This is a genomic window from Pseudokordiimonas caeni (genome assembly GCF_026719705.1).
GTDB classification, from domain to species: Bacteria; Pseudomonadota; Alphaproteobacteria; order Sphingomonadales; family Kordiimonadaceae; genus Gimibacter; species Gimibacter caeni.
In genome coordinates this window covers 1-16,675 of record NZ_JAPPRR010000002.1, presented here as the reverse complement: position 1 = coordinate 16,675, position 16,675 = coordinate 1, and the positions used below count along the sequence as shown (strand labels likewise).

Below are 16,675 nucleotides of genomic sequence, written 5' to 3'. Positions count from 1 at the left end.
TCAGACCAGTGTCCAAACTGCAACCGGCGCGGGGCACGCGCGACCTTTTTGGCGAAGACATGCGGCGCATGCAGAAGGTGATCGACACCTTCCGGCAGACCGGCCTTGCCTATGGGTTTGAAGACCTCGCCACCCCGATTTTCGAATTCACCGAAGTGTTCAAGCGGCCCTTGGGGGACGCGTCCGATATCGTCTCCAAGGAGATGTACACCTTCACCGACCGTGGCGGCGAGGAAGTGACCTTGCGCCCCGAATTTACGGCGGGTGTGTGCCGTGCTTTCATCTCGAACGGCATGCAGCAGAACCTGCCGTGCCGCCTGATGAGCCACGGCCCCGTGTTCCGGTACGAGCGCCCGCAGAAGGGCCGCTACCGCCAGTTCCACCAGATCAATGCCGAGCTTCTGGGCCCTGCTGACCCCGAAGCCGATGTCGACATGCTGGCCTTCGCCTGGCGTATCCTCAAAACGCTCGGCATCTCGAAAGATGTGGTGCTGCACCTGAATACGCTTGGTGACGTTGAAAGCCGCGCGGCATACCGCGATGCGCTCGTTACCTATTTCAGCGCGCACAAGGACAAGCTTTCGGAAGACAGTCAGCGCCGCCTGACGACGAACCCGCTGCGTATCCTTGATAGCAAGGATGAAGGCGATCGGGTGCTGGTGGCGGATGCGCCCAATATGTCGCAGTTCCTGAACGAAGCCTCGCTTGATTTCTTCAACCGTGTCAAAGCGGGCCTCGAAGCGGTCGGCGTGCCCTATGTGCATGACGAGCGGCTCGTGCGCGGGCTTGATTACTATACCCACACGGCGTTCGAGTTCGTGACGTCGCAGCTCGGGGCGCAGGGCACGGTGCTGGCGGGTGGTCGCTATGACGGCCTCATCGCCCAGCTCGGCGGCCCCGCCACGGCAGGGATTGGCTGGGCCGGCGGGATCGAACGCCTGTCGATGCTGCTTGCCGAAGACCCGGGCACCCCGCGTGGCACAATCGTGCTGCCAATGGGGGATGCCGCCACCGTGAAGGCTTTCGCCGTTGCCGAAGCCCTGCGCGATGCCGGCCATCTGGTCACTCAGGATCGTTCCGGCAACCTTGGCAAGCGCCTGACGCGTGCGGCGAAGGCAAATGCCCGCTATGCGGTCATCCTTGGCGACAGCGAGCTTGAGAAGGGTGTTGCGGTCGTGAAAGACCTCGACAGCGGCGACCAGCGCGAGGTTGCGCTGGCTGAGCTTGCGGCGTCTTTGGAGGCCTGAGGCATGGCGACGATCAGCGACGAGCGGATCGAGCAGCTTCTGGTCCGTCATGAGTATCTCGCTCACCAACTGGGTGACCCGTCCGCGCATTCTTCGGCCGAGTTTGTGAAGCTTTCGAAGGAATATGCCGATCTTGGGCCCGTCGTGGATGCCGCCAAGGCGGTGAAGGCAGCGCGGCTGGAACTGATCGACCTCAAGGACATGCTCAAATCCGGCGATGCCGAGATGCGCGAACTGGCGGAAGAAGAGCTTGAGGCCCTGAAGGAACGCCTGCCGGATATGGAGCATGATCTGTCGATCGAGCTTCTGCCCAAGGATTCTGCCGACGAACGCTCGGCCATCCTTGAAATCCGCGCTGGCACGGGCGGCGATGAAGCAGCGCTTTTCGCGGGCGACCTTTACCGCATGTATGAACGTTATGCCGCTCTGCAGGGCTGGAAGGTCGAGATGATCTCGGCGTCCCAAGCCGAGGTCGGGGGCTTCAAGGAAGTGATCGCCAGTGTTTCGGGCAAGGGCGTGTTCGCCAAGTTCAAGTTCGAATCTGGTGTGCACCGCGTGCAGCGCGTGCCGGTGACGGAATCGGGCGGGCGTATCCATACCTCCGCCGCAACCGTGGCCGTGCTGCCGGAAGCCGAGGATGTGGATATCGAAATCCGCGAGCAGGATATCCGTATCGATACGATGCGCTCTTCCGGTGCCGGTGGCCAGCACGTCAACACGACTGACTCTGCCGTGCGTATCACCCACTTGCCGACCGGTATCGTGGTGACGCAAAGCGAAAAGTCGCAGCACAAGAACCGCGACAAGGCGATGAAGATCCTGCGGGCACGGCTTTATGATCTGGAACGCGAAAAGGCGGCAAAGGAACGCTCCGACGCCCGCGCCGCGCAGGTCGGCTCGGGCGACCGGTCGGAACGCATCCGCACCTACAATTTCCCGCAAGGCCGCGTAACCGATCACCGGATCGGCCTCACGCTTCACAAGCTTGAGCTTGTCCTTTCGGGTGATGCGCTTGGCGAGGTGATCGATGCGCTGGTGGCCGAAGATCAGGCGGCACGTCTGTCGGCCATGGAGGCGACCCTTTAATGAGGCCGGCTTTCGAACTGGTGCGTGATGCTGCCGAGGCCTTGGCCGGTGTGGCTGGCGACTGTGCCCGGATCGATGCCGAACGCCTGTTCCTTGCCGCCACCGGCTGGGCCAAATCGCGCCTCGTGATGGATGCGCGCACGGCCCCCGATGAAGCCGGTGCGGCACAGTTCGCGAAATTCGTCGCGCGGCGGCAAACGGGGGAACCTGTGGCCTATATCGTCGGCACCCAGGAATTCTGGGGCCTCGATTTCATGGTGACGCCCGCCACGCTGATCCCGCGGCCCGATACCGAAACGCTGGTGGAAACCGCGCTCGCGCATCTGCCGCCCGATGCAGCGCGTACTGTCCTCGACCTTGGCACGGGCAGCGGCTGTATTCTCCTATCCGTTCTCCATGAACGCCCCCGCACCTCCGGCACCGGAGTGGATGTGAGTGACGCAGCCCTCGCTGTTGCCGCGCACAATGCCGGGCACCTTCGGCTTGCCGGGCGCACAAAGCTGGTGAAGTCCGACTGGTTCGCGAATGTTGATACGCCCGAGGGCGGCTTTGATGCCATCCTTTCGAACCCACCCTATATCGCCGAAGCCGATATGGCAGGGCTGATGAAGGATGTGCGCGACTTTGAGCCCTATACGGCTCTGACAAGCGGGCCCGATGGCCTTGCAGCCTATCGCATCATTGCAAGCGGGGCACCGGCGCGGCTTGCTGATGACGGGCTTCTGGCCGTAGAGGTGGGCGAAGGACAAGCGCACGATGTAGCAGGTCTTTTTGCTGCTGCCGGCCTTGCCGACATCCGCATCCGGCAGGATCTTGCGGGTATCGAGCGCGTGGTGGCGGCAAAAAAAGCAAAAAATAGCTAAATTGGCCTTGGAATGCTGGGCCCGAGGCGCTAGGGTGACCCTGTCTTCGCCAGACATGCGGGATGAAAAAGGGCCGCACGTCTCGGGACACTTCCGACAATTGGATTTGGCGATATCGGAACCAAGGGCGCTTCAAGGCGCCGCGAAGACGTTATTTCTGAAAATCGTTAACAGTGATTTCGCATGAAACAACCACAAAATTCGCGGAAATCCCGCGCGCGCTCCTCGTCCCGTAACAAGGGTGGGGCGAAGAATGGCGGCAATAGCCCCGGTAACCGCGTTGATACGCGGGTGCGGGGCAACCCCAAACAGCATCTTGAGAAATACAAGAATCTCGCGCGAGAGGCCATGCAGGCCGGCGACCGCGTGCAGGCTGAATATTATTTCCAGTTTGCCGATCACTATCAGCGCGTTCTGAATGAACTGCGCGGGCCTGACCGCTTCTATGACGACGATGCCGATCAGGACGGCGAAGACGGTGGCGCCGACGACGAGGATGACGGCGACACCGAGGCCGAGAACGAAGGCCAGGGCCAGCAGCAGTCCGACAATGAAGAGCGCCGGGACCGTGGCCGCCGGGGCCGGAGCCGCGGTCGTGGCCGTGGCGGGCGCCCGCAGGACGATGCAAACGGTGACAGCAACGACGATGATTCAGCCGGTAATCGCAGCAACGACGAAGGGGCTGGCAACGAGGCCGAACTGCCGCTCGCCGCAGCAGCGCCGCGTGGCCGTCGTCGCGCCGACCCCGCTGAAGCCGACCAGCCGGTTGAAGTGCATCCCGAGCTTGAGTTTGAAGGCGGGGCCTTGCGTGAAGTGAAGCCGCGCCGCCCCCGTGCGCCGCGCCGTCCGCGCGCCTCGGGCGATACGCCAAGTGAAGGTGGCGAAGCCGCCTGAGGCTTGAGCCCGAAAAATTGATTGCAAAGGCCGCGCCGCACTAACGGGGCGGCCTTTTGTATTCGGTGTCACGGTCGCTGCGACAATTTCACCCGGTCCCGGGTCTTGTCGTCTGTGCTATCCTTCCCCACATCATGGACAAGCCAGGCTGTGCCTCGAAGAGGGCGGCCAGCAATTTCAACAAGTGACGTTGCTTCTGATGAAGGACGCGCACGGACATGGGGTTGATGACACATGAATATCGAACAATATACCGACCGCACCCGCGGCTTCATTCAAAGCGCCCAATCGCTGGCGCTTCGTGAAAACCATCAGCGTTTCACGCCCGAACATATCCTGAAAGTTCTGCTTGACGACAAGGAAGGCCTCGCGGCCGGTCTCATCCGGGCTGCCGGCGGCAAGCCCGAACAGGCACTGAAGGATACGGAAGAGACACTCGCAAAACTGCCGCGCGTTGAAGGCACCGGGGCAGGGCAATTGCATCTGGACCCGGCGACTGCGCAGGTTTTTGCCAAGGCTGAGGAAGTGGCTGAAAAGGCCGGTGACAAGTTTGTCACCGCAGAACGCCTGCTCCTTGCCCTTCTGATGACAGCGAAGGCGGAAAGCGCGCGTATCCTTGCCGCTGCCGGGGTAACCCCGCAGACGCTGAATACTGCAATCAACAATATCCGCAAGGGTCGTACCGCCGATACCGCATCCGCCGAGGACCGCTACGACGCGCTGAAGCGCTTCGCGCAGGACCTGACGGAACGGGCGCGCTCGGGCAAGCTTGACCCTGTGATCGGTCGCGATGAGGAAATCCGTCGCACCATCCAGGTCCTTTCCCGTCGCACCAAGAATAATCCGGTGCTGATCGGCGAACCGGGCGTGGGTAAAACCGCGATCGCCGAGGGCCTCGCGCTCAGGATCGCCAATGGTGATGTGCCGGATAGCCTGAAGAACAAGAAGATCATGGCGCTCGATATGGGCGCGCTGATCGCTGGCGCCAAATATCGCGGCGAATTTGAAGAACGCCTGAAGGGTGTGCTGCAGGAAGTGGCGCACGGCGAGGGCGACGTAGTGCTGTTCATCGATGAGATGCACACGCTCGTGGGGGCTGGCAAGACGGACGGGGCGATGGATGCCTCGAACCTCCTGAAGCCTGCGCTGGCACGCGGCGAACTGCATTGCATCGGTGCCACCACGCTGAATGAATACCGCAAATATGTGGAGAAAGACGCAGCGCTTGAGCGGCGTTTCCAGCCGGTGTTCGTGGGCGAGCCGACCGTTGAGGACACGATCTCGATCCTGCGCGGCCTGAAGGAAAAGTACGAGCTGCACCACGGCGTGCGCATCACCGATGGTGCGCTTGTCTCGGCGGCCCAGCTTTCCAACCGTTACATCACGGACCGCTTCCTGCCCGACAAAGCCATCGACCTGATGGACGAGGCCGCGAGCCGCCTGCGGATGGAAACGGAATCCAAGCCCGAAGAAATCGACGAGCTCGATCGCCGCATCATCCAGCTGAAGATCGAACGCGAAGCGCTGAAAAAGGAAAAGGACGAAGGGTCCAAGGCCCGGCTCGAACAGCTGGAGAAGGAACTGGCGGACCTTGAGCAGAAATCGGCCGAGCTGACAGTGCGCTGGCAGGCCGAGCGTGACAAGATCCACGGCGAAACCCAGATCAAGGAAAAGCTGGAAGCTGCTCGGCTCGAGCTGGAACAGGCCCAGCGCCGGGGTGATTTCGGCCGCGCGGGCGAACTGCAGCACGGGGTGATCCCCGGCCTTGAAGCGCGCCTGCAGGAAGCCTCGACCGTGAACGAAAGCGCGATGCTGCGCGAAGAGGTGACGGCACAGGATATCGCCGGGGTCGTTTCCCGCTGGACCGGTGTGCCGGTGGACAAGATGCTGGAAGGCGAGCGCGACAAGCTCCTGCGCATGGAAGACGAGATCGGCCGCCGGGTGATCGGTCAGGCCGAGGCTGTGGCCGCTGTTTCCCGCTCGGTACGCCGGGCGCGTGCAGGCCTGCAGGACCCGAACCGGCCGCTTGGCAGCTTCCTGTTCCTCGGGCCGACCGGTGTGGGCAAGACCGAACTGACGAAGGCGCTGGCGGGCTTCCTGTTTGATGACGACACCGCGATGGTCCGCATCGACATGTCTGAATTCATGGAAAAGCATGCGGTGAGCCGCCTCATTGGTGCGCCTCCGGGCTATGTCGGCTATGAGGAAGGCGGGGTGCTGACCGAAGCCGTGCGGCGCCGGCCTTATCAGGTGGTGCTGTTTGACGAGGTCGAGAAGGCCCACCCCGATGTCTTCAACGTGCTGTTGCAGGTGCTGGATGATGGCCGTCTGACCGATGGTCAGGGCCGGACGGTCGATTTCACCAACACGCTCATCATCCTCACTTCCAACCTCGGTTCGCACCTGATCGCGGGCCTTGGCGAAGGCGAGGAGGTGGAAAGCGTGCGGGATGGTGTGATGGAAGTAGTGCGCGGTGCCTTCCGCCCCGAATTCCTGAACCGGCTTGACGAGATCGTTCTGTTCCACCGGCTTGGCCGCGACAATATGGGTGGCATCGTCGATATCCAGGTTGCCCGCCTGCAGAAGCTGCTGGACGAGCGCAAGATCACGCTCGACCTTACGGCGGACGCGCGCGACTGGCTGGCGGCGACAGGCTACGATCCCGTATATGGTGCCCGTCCGCTGAAACGTACGGTGCAGAAATATCTGCAGGATCCGCTCGCCGAAGCCCTCCTGAAGGGCGAGGTGAAGCCGGGTGACCGGGTGAAGGTGAAAGCAGGCGAAGGTGTCCTCGTACTGACGCCGGAAGCCACGGCCGCCAGCGCGGCTGCTTGATCATCGGGCGAAGCATGAAAAGGGCCGGGTGGGCGATCTCACCCGGCCCTTTGTCATCATCCTGTCATGAATCACAATAAATTGTGGGTATTGACACAGCGAGGCACAATACTTGACACGGGCTGGTTGAACAGGCACCCTAAGTAAACGATCAGGCGAACCACGAATGAAGCATCCGGCGTCCAATGAATTGCTGTCCTATTGGCTGTCTGTAAAGGCAGACGAGGAGCTTCCACCCTTATCCGCTTTTCAGGAATTACTTCCGAAATTCAAAGGTGCAGAAGCCGTTTTCAGACGGATTGGAGACGACATCATTTATGACCAGTGCGGCAAGAGCATCAATGAAGTCGCAGGGGTCGACCTGACCGGAAAATCGATCAGCTTTGTCTTTCCCGAGGCGATGAAGAAGCTGCAGGTGCAGATTCTGCTGCCCTGCTTCGAGCAGAAGATCGGCGTGGTGCGCCACAGTCGCTATCTATATGGCCACCGCCACAAGGATGCCGAATGGTGCCTTCTGCCGGTCGGCGATGACGCGACAGGCGAAACTTTGCTGCTGGGGCAGGGGGCGACTTTCGTGGATATCGACCCGCGCGACCATCTCTCTGTCGGGTCCGATCTTCTGGAACGGATCATCACACAGAATTATCTTTCGCTTGGCCGCAAGGTGCGGCTCGATCGGCTCAGCGGCAAATGCTGGGCCTTTCTTGATACCATGGGCACGAAGGTGGCCATCGACGGCGAGGAAGTGGACCATACCGCCCCGGCCATCCTCGGCGAGGCGGCGATGCTGGCGCTGAAGGTCGGTCGTTCCAATGTGCTGGCGGCGATGGAGGTGGCGGATTTCGGCCGCCCTATCAAGCGCATTGCCAATCGCTACCATCTGAAACTGGTGGAATCAGGCGGTGAAGCCCTGGCCATCCTTGAAACCGACAAGGTGGATGTCCTCGTGGCTGCCGAGCAGCTGGGCGACATGACGGGGCTCGAATTGATCGAGCGTGCCCGCGCGCTCAACCAGCGTATCGGGTTCGTGCTGATTGTGGAGCCCCGCGACGGCGCGGGCGACACCTGCGTGCAGATCGGTGACGCGACCGTGCATTGCCTTGTCCGCCCGCTTGGCGAATTTGCGCTGCGGCAAGCCATCGATGAAGCGGCAACCCGCCTGAACGGCATCCTGCAGCGCGAGGCGCTGGCGGGCTGAGCCCGCGGCTGTGTTCAGGCCTCTACGACGGTACTGATGCCGAGGGCTGCGCCTTCCTCGAAGAAGGCGCTGAGAAGGGCCTGTTCGTCCGTCGTCAGGTGCGGGTTCCAGACATCGAAGATGAGGACGGCGCGCAGCTCGTCGCTATCGTTCCAGGCTTCATGCTCTATCGTATCGTCAAAGGCGAAGGCCTCACCCTCGACCCATGGCCGTGTTTCGCCGCCGACCCGGAAGGCGCATCCGGCCGGCACGATGAGCGGCAGATGGACGATGGCCCGTGTATTGGTGACGCCGGTGTGCGGCGGAATCTTCGATTTGGGGGCAAGGAGTGAGAAGAAGGCCGTTGGCGCCCGGCCCGGGATGGTGGACCTCGGAACGGCATCAAGGGCAGCGGCAGTTGCGGGGCAACGCGCGCAGGCTTCTTCGACCCTCGTGCCATGATGCCACAGGAAATAGGCATTCCAGCGCTCGGAATTGTCGAGGTCGCTCCATTTGTTGCGCGGTGTGCCGGGATCCATCCGGACATAGGGGCGCGCGCCGGGCATGCCTTCGGTCAGCAGCGATTCGAGTTCGGCGCGGATCGCGGGCGTGTGTCGCTCGATCTCCTCCATCCAGGGAAAATGGTGTCGCTCGAAAAACTCGTCCTCCGGCAGGAAGGGAAAATGCAGGCCGTGACATTCATTGTGGTAGACGCGCCTGCGCCCAAGGGCGACATCGACCGCGGCTTGCATGCGGCGGGAGGTGGCAATGCCCTGTCCGGTCGCCATCTCATGAAAACGGTTGTCCAGTCGTTCGGTAAGCCGTGACTGCTGTGTGGCAACAAATTGCCGGCCATGTTTTAGAAGCTCCTGCACCATGGGTGAGGGCGAAGGTGTGGCACTGCCGATGGCAATGGCCTGCGACCAATAGCGCAGGGCCTGGCTTGTCTCGTTCAGGATTTCATGTACTTCGGCGCGGCGTATGTTTGCCATCAGGTCTGCCTGATCAATCCTGAGGATATGGTCCAGCGCTTCGAGTTCCAGCTTGGTGTCCTTGAGGCCGCGGGCCGCGGTCGCGAGATTGAGCCAAAGGGCCGGGGCGCCGCTGTCTGCCTCTGCAGCTTGCCGGAAGCAATCGGCGGCCAGCCCGAATTCGCGGTCGGCGAGCGCGCGGATACCGCGGCTGTTCATCACCACGGGATGGCCGGGGGCATCTTTCATCGCTGCCTCGATATGTTGCAGCTCCAGTATCGGGTTGCCGCTCGCCCGCGCATCGGCGGCAGACCGCAGGTGAGTGGCAGCAGTGGCAGGGATATTGGCCATGGCGTACCCTTCTTGTTTGGTTTGACCGCCTCCGGTTGGTGGAGCAACGGATTAAACCCAATACCTAGAACATATTAAACTGAAGACCTAAATCCAAATAAACTCAAGACGTAAAAGTGTCGCACCGGCCAGAACTTGACTTCCCCTTCAGGGGTTGGAACGGTACAGACGAAGGGCCGGGAAGAAATGCAACGAAGGGGCGCACATTTGACGAGCACGATAGCCAGCAATCCGGACTGGTGGCCGCACCGCTATGACCCGAACCGCGACGCCGTGCATTATGTCCCGGCCTCGCGCGAGGATCACCGTGCAGCCGTTTTCCTGACAGACGAGTATCTGCAGGGCGCCAAGAGCCCGAAGCCGGTGGCGCGCCGCGAGGCGGTGGCAGCCCAGGGGCCGGCAGCACCCATGCATTTCATCTTCCATTCGGCTTTTTGCTGTTCGACGCTCCTGGCGCGGGCGTTCGATCTGCCGGGCCTCTCGATGGGGCTGAAGGAGCCGGTCATTTTCAATGATATTGCCGGCTGGAAAAACCGGGGCGCGCGGCCTGAACAGATTGTTGCCGTGATGACGGATGCCCTGCGGCTTCTGGCCCGCCCCTTCTCACCCGGCGAGACGATGGTTGTGAAGCCATCGAACCTGATCAATGGCTACGCCCCCCTGATGCTTAAGCTTTTGCCGGAATCCCGTGCGCTGCTGCTGCATGCGCCGCTGCCGGTCTTTCTGGCATCGATTGCGCGCAAGGGCATGTGGGGCCGCCTCTGGGTACGCGACCTGATGATCAAGCAGCTCCGGGACGGCCTTATCCAGCTGGGGTTCCAGGGTGAAGATTATCTGGGCCTCACCGATCTGCAGGCAGCGGCCGTTGGCTGGCTTGCCCAGCAGGCCTTGTTCGTGGGCATGAGCCGGCAGTTTGGCGCGCGTGTCCGTACGCTGGACAGCGAAACGCTTGTCGCCTCGCCCGACAAGGCGATGACGGCACTTGCGGCTCTTTTCCAAGTGCCGCTCGGGGCAGAAGCTGTGAAAGAGATTGTGGAAGGGCCTGTCTTCAACCGGCATTCCAAATCGGATACAGCGTTCGGCGCCGATGAACGCGCAAGCGAACGCGAAAGCGGTGAAGCGCTGCATGCGGACGAGATCGAGAAAGTGACCGTCTGGGCAGAAGCGGTGGCAAAGAATGCCGGTGTACCGCTGACACTGCCGTCGGCCCTTATCTGATCCAAACCATCTGAAGCTTGATTGTCCGGCGCGCACCTTGTGGCGTGCGCTGGTGCTTGGCTGTGCATTGGCGGGCGCATCAAAGCCGAATTTGTCCAAAAAGAAAGGCGGGCCCGCAGGCCCGCCTTCCATATTCCAGACTGGTTACCCGAATTAGAAGGTAACTTTAGCCGAGATGCCGTAGCGGCGGCCCAGAGCGTCGTAGGTCGACGGGTAGGTGTTACCGCTGTTGTACGAGGTCGAACCGGTGTCGTTACCAACGATCGGCGGCTCTTTGTCGAACAGGTTCGACACGGTGCCGGTGATCGAAACGTTCTCGAGAACGTTGTAACGGACCGAGAGGTCGAAGTAGTCGTACGAACCGATCTTGTTGAAGTTAGCGTAGCCGAGGTTATCGGGCAGCTCGCCTTCAAACAGATCGCCTTCGAACTCGTAGGAGTTGCCATCGATATGGCGCCACATGACCGACACGTCGAACTTGTCCACCGAGAAGGTGTTACGCCAGTTCCAGCTGAACTTCGGCTGGATCGAGGCGCAGTTCGCGCTGTAGAGGCCCACGCACTCGCGAGCGCCCGAAACACCAGTTACGGCCTCGAAGGTCGAGCTGTTGGTCCAGTTGCCAGCGAAGGTCGAGTTCCAGTCAACCGCACCGAAGGTGTGGCCGTACGAAACGGTCACGTCGATACCGTCGGTAGCGAGGTTACCCGAGTTCGAGAAGGCGAGCGGAAGACCTTTTACAACAGCTTCGTCGCCCGAGAGGCTACCGTCGATCGGCGAACGAACGATGGCAAGGCAAGCCGGGTTGGAAGTCGACGGATTGTCGAAGCAGGCGTCGAGAGCGTCGTTCGGCGTCGGCTGAGCGATCGCTTCTTCAACCTTGATGTTGTAATAGTCGATGGTGACTGTCAGGCCCGGAACAGCGGCCGGCTGGATGATCGCACCAAGCGTCCAGCTGTCCGATTTTTCCGGGGTCAGGTTGATGTTGCCACCGCCCGTGTAGTTGGCTTGGCCAGCTGCCGGGAACGGAATGGCGCCGATCGTACCTGCCGGAGCACCCTGAGCGATACAGACGTCGCGAACAACACCGGTCGGGCCGGAGTTGACCACTTGGCCGTTATCGTCAACCGAGGCGCACGGATCGTCGCCGAGGTTGGTCAGGTTGGTGGTTACCGGAGCAAACAGTTCGGCAATGTTCGGAGCGCGAACTGCGCGAGCGAAGGTAGCGCGGAAGGTGATGTCATCAACCGGCGTCCAGCTCGTGCCCAGTTTCCAGGTCGTGGTCGAGAACGACGGGTTGGTATCGGCATCGATCGAATAGTCCGAATAACGGATACCAGCTTCGAAGTTCAGCGATTTGGCCCACGAAGCGTCGCTCACAACCGGAACAACGAATTCCGCAACACCTTCGTAAACGCTGTAGCCACCGGAGATGTCCGGAGCTGCACCACCAGCGCCGCCGAGGTCACCGCCCTTGGAGAGGAGGTCAGACTTCTGGGCACCGGAGTACTTACGGTATTCGCCGCCAACTGCGAAGTTAACAGCTTCCGAAGCCCACGGCAGGGTCCAGCCGGTTTCACCGCTGACAACGCCCTTGACCTGGGCCATGTCGAACTTGGTGACAACGGTCGACTCGCCGCCTTGCAGGAAGGCAGTCATTTCTTCGTTGATCGAGCCGGTCGGACCGAAGAAGTCAACCGGTACGCAGCCGTTCGACGAGTCGAAGCAGCCGTCCGGGCCAGCGAGCAGGCCTTGACGGAAGCGCGACTTCAGCCAGTAGCCCTGCTGGAGCTGCGACTGACGGCTTTCGCCGTACGAGCCGTAAACATCCCAGCTGATGCTCTCGGTGATGTCACCGCGGAAACCGAGCTGATAGTCGAAATAGTCGGCCGAGTATTCGGAAACACGCGGGCCGCCTTCTACGTTACGACGACGCAGCTGGGTGTCAACTTCACGGTAGTTCGGGTCGTTCGGGCTGGTTGCGGTGGCAGCAGCATCGCACTCTGCTTGCGTGAAGAGCGGGGTGTAGCCGTCGCCAGCCTGGGTGTCGAATGCGCAGAATGCGTTACGCTGAGCGTCCGACAGATAGGGGTGGCTCAGCGAAACAGTTACCGAGTCACCGAATGCGCCCGAAGGAGCAATGATGGTCTCTACAACGTTACGCGAGAAGATGCCGCGGGTGTAGACTTCGACGCCTTCAGCGATCTCGTAGTTTGCTGCAGCATAGATGTTGTAGCGTTCAAACGGGGTCTGATAGACGTTGAAGGGGTTGAAGTTGAAGGGCGTGAAGGCCGCGCCGAAGGTGCGGTCGTCCTGAACGCCACCAAGGGCGAGGTTGCCGCCGTCGGTGCCGGTCGGGTTCACGTTACCAAAGCGGGTGTTGTAGGGCCCGAGGCCCGAACCGCCGCAGAGACCGTTGCCCGAACCGAGCGAGCAAACCGAATATGCACGGTCGCCCTGGTAAACAGGCTTCGAATCCTGGTAACCGATGCTCACAACGGCGTTGCCTTTGCCGTCGCCGAGGTCAGCACCCATGGTGACTTCGAAACGCTTGGTGTCGCCGTCGCCTTCTTCGGTGACGCCGTAAGCAGCGTTCATTTCAACGCCGTTGAAGTCGCGCTTGGTCACGAAGTTGACCACGCCGCCGAGGGCGTCAGCACCGTAGGTGGTCGAAGCACCGCCGGTCAGCACGTCAACGCGCTCGACGAGGGCAAGCGGAACGTTGTTCAGGTCGAAACGGCCGTTCAGTTCCGACGGGGACAGACGCTGGCCGTCGATCAGAACGATGTTACGGTTCGAGCCGATACCGCGCAGGTTGACGTACGAGAAGCCGCCGTTACCGTTGTTCACGTTCGAGCCGATCGACGGGACCATGCCCGGGATCTCGCGAAGGATTTCTTCGGCAACGTTGGTTTGCTGGAAGGTCATCTCATCGGTCGAGACCACAGCAACCGGAGCCGAACGAACGAGGTTCGGGTTGCGGATCAGCGAGCCGGTTACGATCACTTCTTCGATGACGAATTCATCGTCACCGGACTGGTCTTGTGCAACTGCGACGCCCGTGAAGGACGAGGCGAGAAGCGTGGCGGCGCTACCCAGAAGGGCGGCGCGGCGCAGGTTCAAGAGTTCCTTAGACACTCTGCGTTTCCTCTCTATTATTGCTTTCCAAGCACTCGGAATGGCGGAAAATTTTATCCGCCCCCTAGCTCTAGCCAGATTCTGTCGCGAGTTGACAGAAAACTTTCACATTCGGGAGGGCGTTAACTTCGGATTAACACGATGGTGTGTTTTTCCTGCAACAGATATAAACGAAGGGTGAGCGAAGGGTGCTGCGGCAACTGGGGAAGCCGCAGAAACGCTCGGTTTTGCGTGGGGCAGGAATGGGCGCGCGGAGCGTTGCTCGTCAGCGGCGACGCTTCACCCGGTGCACGATGCCAAGGTCCGATATAGTGAGGACGAAGCCACCCAGGGCTGCACGCTTGACGATCACGCTGGTGTTGAGAATGCGGTTCTCCCGGACAGCCTTCGAGTCCGTTTGTTCCCAGATGGTGCCATTGTCGAGATAGAAGAGAACCCGACCGACCGGTGTGGCCACAATGCGGGTTACCGTTGCCGTTATCTCATCGGCATCGGCGCGGTCCTTGTCGGCCCCGAAGGACATGGCGTCGGCAGCCTTCTTCTCGGCTGCTCTGGCGGCAAGGGCTTCGGCTTCGGCTTCGGCTTCGCGGCGCTTGCGGTCGGCTTCCACTTTTGCCGCCGCCGCTTCGGCTTGGGCGACGCGGGCTTCGGCGAGCGCACGCTCTGCGGCTGCCAGACCGCCAGCGCTTGCCGCCTTGTCGAAACAGGCAAGCCGCGCCGTATCGTCGCCAATATCCGTGCAGGCCCGGAAGGCAGCAAGGGTGGTAGCCGCATCATCCGCCGACACTGCGGTGCCAGCCATCACAGCACCCGCACTGCAGGCAAACAGAACAGACTTATATATATAGGCGGCGCTGCGCATGAAAACCGGACCTCGTTATCCGTTATAAGGGAATGCCCGACAGAGACGGGGCTATGATCAGCGACGGCCGGCCATGACCGGGCTATCAGCTGTTTCTTGCCCGTCCACGTCTGCGGCTTCGGCCAGCAGCACCGTGTTCACGGTGCGGATCTGCCCGATATCGGCCAGCATCAGCTCGCGGTTCTCCTGGAAGGCCAGCATTTCCTGGCCCTTCAGTTTGCGACCGGTGGGCAGCTTGATGCCAAGCGGGTTGACCTGCTTGTTGCCGGCAAGGATCTCATAGTGAAGGTGGGGGCCGGTTGAACGGCCGGTGGTGCCCACATAGCCGATGATCTGGCCCTGCCGTACCCGCGCTCCGGCCTTCACGCCCTTGGCGAAACCATTGAGGTGGGCATAGGCTGTCTTGTAGTGGCTGTCGCCGTGACGGATGCGGATATAATTGCCGTAGGAACCATAGGGCGATGCCTTTTCGACAATGCCGTCGCCGGCCGCCATCACCGGGGTGCCGCGTGGTGCACCGAAATCGAGCCCCTTGTGCATTTTCGTATAGCCAAGTACCGGATGCCTGCGGCGGCCGAACTTGGATGTCAGGCGCGCACCGTCCACGGGTGTAAGCATGATGCTCTTGCGGGTGCTCTTGCCTTCCGAATCGTAATAGTCGGCTTCGCCGTCCGCATGCACGAAGCGGTTGGCTTCAAGCGTGGTGCGGCGGGTGACGAGTTTGGCGCGCAGGATATTGCCTTCGTCGGTATCCCCGAAGACGGGTGAATAGCGCCGCTCGAAATAGATCTCAAACGCGTCGCCTTCGCGGATGTCGCGTTCGAAGTCCACATCGAAGCTCATCAAGCGAATCATGTCGACAATGACCTTGTCCGGCAGCCCGGCCCGCTTGGCGGACAGATAGAGGCTGTCCTCGATGCGGCCTTCGGCAAAATGGGTGAGGGCAACGGTCGGAAGGTCCGCGGCTTCGGCCTTCAGGCCCTCGTCAGTCCGCGTCAGCACGGCTTCGCGGTCAAAGGCCGCGCGCATGCGCAGGCTTTCGATACGGGCCTTGTCACCTTCCGCCCGAATCAGGCGGACATCCTGGCCGGTCTTCAGGCGGCGCAGGTCCATCACGGGGCGAAGGGCGGCGACAGCCGCATGGGCCTCGCCGCGTTCGATCCCGGCGCGGGCGAACAGCTCGGTCAGTGTCTCGCCGGACTTCAGGTGGAAGGATTCTTCTACTGGCTCGGCAGGCAACATCGATTCGGGCGGTAGCGTAGCCGCGGCATCCTCCGCCAGCAGCGATACATTTGTTTCGGGAATAACGGGGGCGGGCGATTCGTCGACACCTCCCGTCAGCAGGGTGAGGGCAAGCCCGCCCGCAAGCGCGGTACCGAACAGCATCGCATGCTGTTTGCGCTTTGCCGATTCTCCCCCCGAGAAACCCGTAATATCACTGAGCCGCGCCTGAAGGCGGTGCCACTTCCCCTGCATGCGTCCGCTTATCCTTATAACTAGTATCGACGCCGCTGATTCCCCCGGCGCCCCCGTTGAAGCCTTCATATCGTCTTTATCTATATAGGGCAACAGGGCTGCCATGCGGAAAGCGGTGTCTCGCGGGGCGGTCAGAGGCGGCGACATATCTAACTGTTTGATTTATATGAGATATAGAGATCAAAGATGGAAAAAATGGAATTTCTGGAAAAAAGCCCTTGCGTTTGACCGGTCATCCCCCTAGAAACCGCTCCACCGACGGGGCGCGCTGCTCTGACGGCGACGCGGCGGAAACGCCAAGACGCCTGAAAGAATGCCAAACCGCTCGGATGGCGAATGTGATGCAAATCACGCTTGACACGGTGGCGCCAGTCACCATATACAAGTCGCCCTGCCGCACGCTGACGAAAGTCCGGTCCGGTATGAAAGCCTGCCCAAAACAGAGGATCTGTTTGACAGACTGAAATTTTCGGTCAGGCCGTTTTTGCTCTTTGACATTGTGATTTGGAAGGGAGATGCGGACGGTGGTCCGGCCTGGTACTGGATACTGGGCATGGGAC

General features: G+C 61.2%; 12 protein-coding genes. 7 read left to right on the top strand and 5 right to left on the bottom strand.

What is annotated here, in order from left to right:
* Positions 1–8: 8 nt before the first annotated feature.
* The 6 genes from hisS to OU694_RS08705 all read left to right on the top strand — a co-directional run bounded on the left by hisS (position 9) and on the right by OU694_RS08705 (position 8,123).
* Entirely contained in the window at positions 9–1,247 is a 1,239-nt protein-coding gene (gene hisS / locus OU694_RS08730) for a histidine--tRNA ligase (protein WP_308910613.1), read from the top strand.
* 3 nt (positions 1,248–1,250) lie between these two features.
* The gene (gene prfA, locus OU694_RS08725) at positions 1,251–2,333 is read left to right on the top strand and encodes a peptide chain release factor 1 (protein WP_373460294.1); all 1,083 of its coding nucleotides are present in this window, start codon (positions 1,251–1,253) and stop codon (positions 2,331–2,333) included.
* Positions 2,333–3,196 (top strand): peptide chain release factor N(5)-glutamine methyltransferase, encoded by an 864-nt coding sequence (prmC, locus tag OU694_RS08720; protein ID WP_308910612.1) that lies wholly within the window; start codon positions 2,333–2,335, stop codon positions 3,194–3,196. Before prfA ends, prmC begins: the two co-directional genes overlap by 1 nt.
* Before the next feature lie 183 nt (positions 3,197–3,379).
* Complete coding sequence (locus OU694_RS08715) at positions 3,380–4,090, top strand: DUF4167 domain-containing protein (RefSeq protein ID WP_308910611.1); 711 nt, start codon at positions 3,380–3,382, stop codon at positions 4,088–4,090.
* Positions 4,091–4,324: 234 nt separating this feature from the next.
* Complete coding sequence (clpB, locus tag OU694_RS08710) at positions 4,325–6,925, top strand: ATP-dependent chaperone ClpB (protein ID WP_308910610.1); 2,601 nt, start codon at positions 4,325–4,327, stop codon at positions 6,923–6,925.
* 166 nt (positions 6,926–7,091) lie between these two features.
* Positions 7,092–8,123 carry a hypothetical protein gene (locus OU694_RS08705; RefSeq protein WP_308910609.1) on the top strand — a complete coding sequence of 344 codons (1,032 nt, stop codon included), beginning with the start codon at positions 7,092–7,094 and terminating at the stop codon, positions 8,121–8,123.
* A 14-nt stretch (positions 8,124–8,137) separates the two neighbouring features.
* Here OU694_RS08705 and OU694_RS08700 read toward each other — a convergent pair whose 3' ends face one another.
* Positions 8,138–9,424: an aspartyl/asparaginyl beta-hydroxylase domain-containing protein gene (locus OU694_RS08700; protein WP_308910608.1), complete on the bottom strand. Its 1,287-nt coding sequence runs from the start codon at positions 9,422–9,424 to the stop codon at positions 8,138–8,140.
* 207 nt (positions 9,425–9,631) lie between these two features.
* On the opposite strand from OU694_RS08700, the gene OU694_RS08695 reads away from it, so the two are divergent.
* A complete protein-coding gene (locus OU694_RS08695) occupies positions 9,632–10,642 on the top strand; it encodes a hypothetical protein (protein WP_308910607.1) in 1,011 nt (336 codons plus the stop codon).
* A 153-nt stretch (positions 10,643–10,795) separates the two neighbouring features.
* Here the strand turns inward: OU694_RS08695 and OU694_RS08690 are convergent, their stop codons facing one another.
* The 4 genes from OU694_RS08690 to OU694_RS08675 form a co-directional block, all read right to left on the bottom strand.
* Positions 10,796–13,777, bottom strand: coding sequence for a TonB-dependent receptor domain-containing protein (locus OU694_RS08690; RefSeq protein WP_308910606.1), 2,982 nt, complete (start codon positions 13,775–13,777; stop codon positions 10,796–10,798).
* 265 nt (positions 13,778–14,042) lie between these two features.
* Positions 14,043–14,579: a hypothetical protein gene (locus OU694_RS08685; RefSeq protein WP_308910605.1), complete on the bottom strand. Its 537-nt coding sequence runs from the start codon at positions 14,577–14,579 to the stop codon at positions 14,043–14,045.
* Between the two features lie 117 nt (positions 14,580–14,696).
* A complete protein-coding gene (locus tag OU694_RS08680; protein WP_308910604.1) occupies positions 14,697–16,115 on the bottom strand; it encodes a M23 family metallopeptidase in 1,419 nt (472 codons plus the stop codon).
* Positions 16,116–16,347: 232 nt separating this feature from the next.
* Positions 16,348–16,675: hypothetical protein (locus OU694_RS08675; protein WP_308910603.1), on the bottom strand; the 328-nt coding region annotated here is incomplete at its 5' end.

What these genes read in the sequence shown, in the direction of transcription:
- OU694_RS08700 (WP_308910608.1), bottom strand. Translation starts at nt 9,424, where the DNA reads ATGGCCAATATCCCTGCCACTGCTGCCACTCACCTGCGGTCTGCCGCC.
- OU694_RS08685 (WP_308910605.1), bottom strand. Translation starts at nt 14,579, where the DNA reads ATGGCTGGCACCGCAGTGTCGGCGGATGATGCGGCTACCACCCTTGCT.
- prmC (WP_308910612.1), top strand. Translation starts at nt 2,333, where the DNA reads ATGAGGCCGGCTTTCGAACTGGTGCGTGATGCTGCCGAGGCCTTGGCC.
- OU694_RS08705 (WP_308910609.1), top strand. Translation starts at nt 7,092, where the DNA reads ATGAAGCATCCGGCGTCCAATGAATTGCTGTCCTATTGGCTGTCTGTA.
- OU694_RS08715 (WP_308910611.1), top strand. Translation starts at nt 3,380, where the DNA reads ATGAAACAACCACAAAATTCGCGGAAATCCCGCGCGCGCTCCTCGTCC.
- clpB (WP_308910610.1), top strand. Translation starts at nt 4,325, where the DNA reads ATGAATATCGAACAATATACCGACCGCACCCGCGGCTTCATTCAAAGC.
- prfA (WP_373460294.1), top strand. Translation starts at nt 1,251, where the DNA reads ATGGCGACGATCAGCGACGAGCGGATCGAGCAGCTTCTGGTCCGTCAT.
- OU694_RS08680 (WP_308910604.1), bottom strand. Translation starts at nt 16,115, where the DNA reads ATGCAGGGGAAGTGGCACCGCCTTCAGGCGCGGCTCAGTGATATTACG.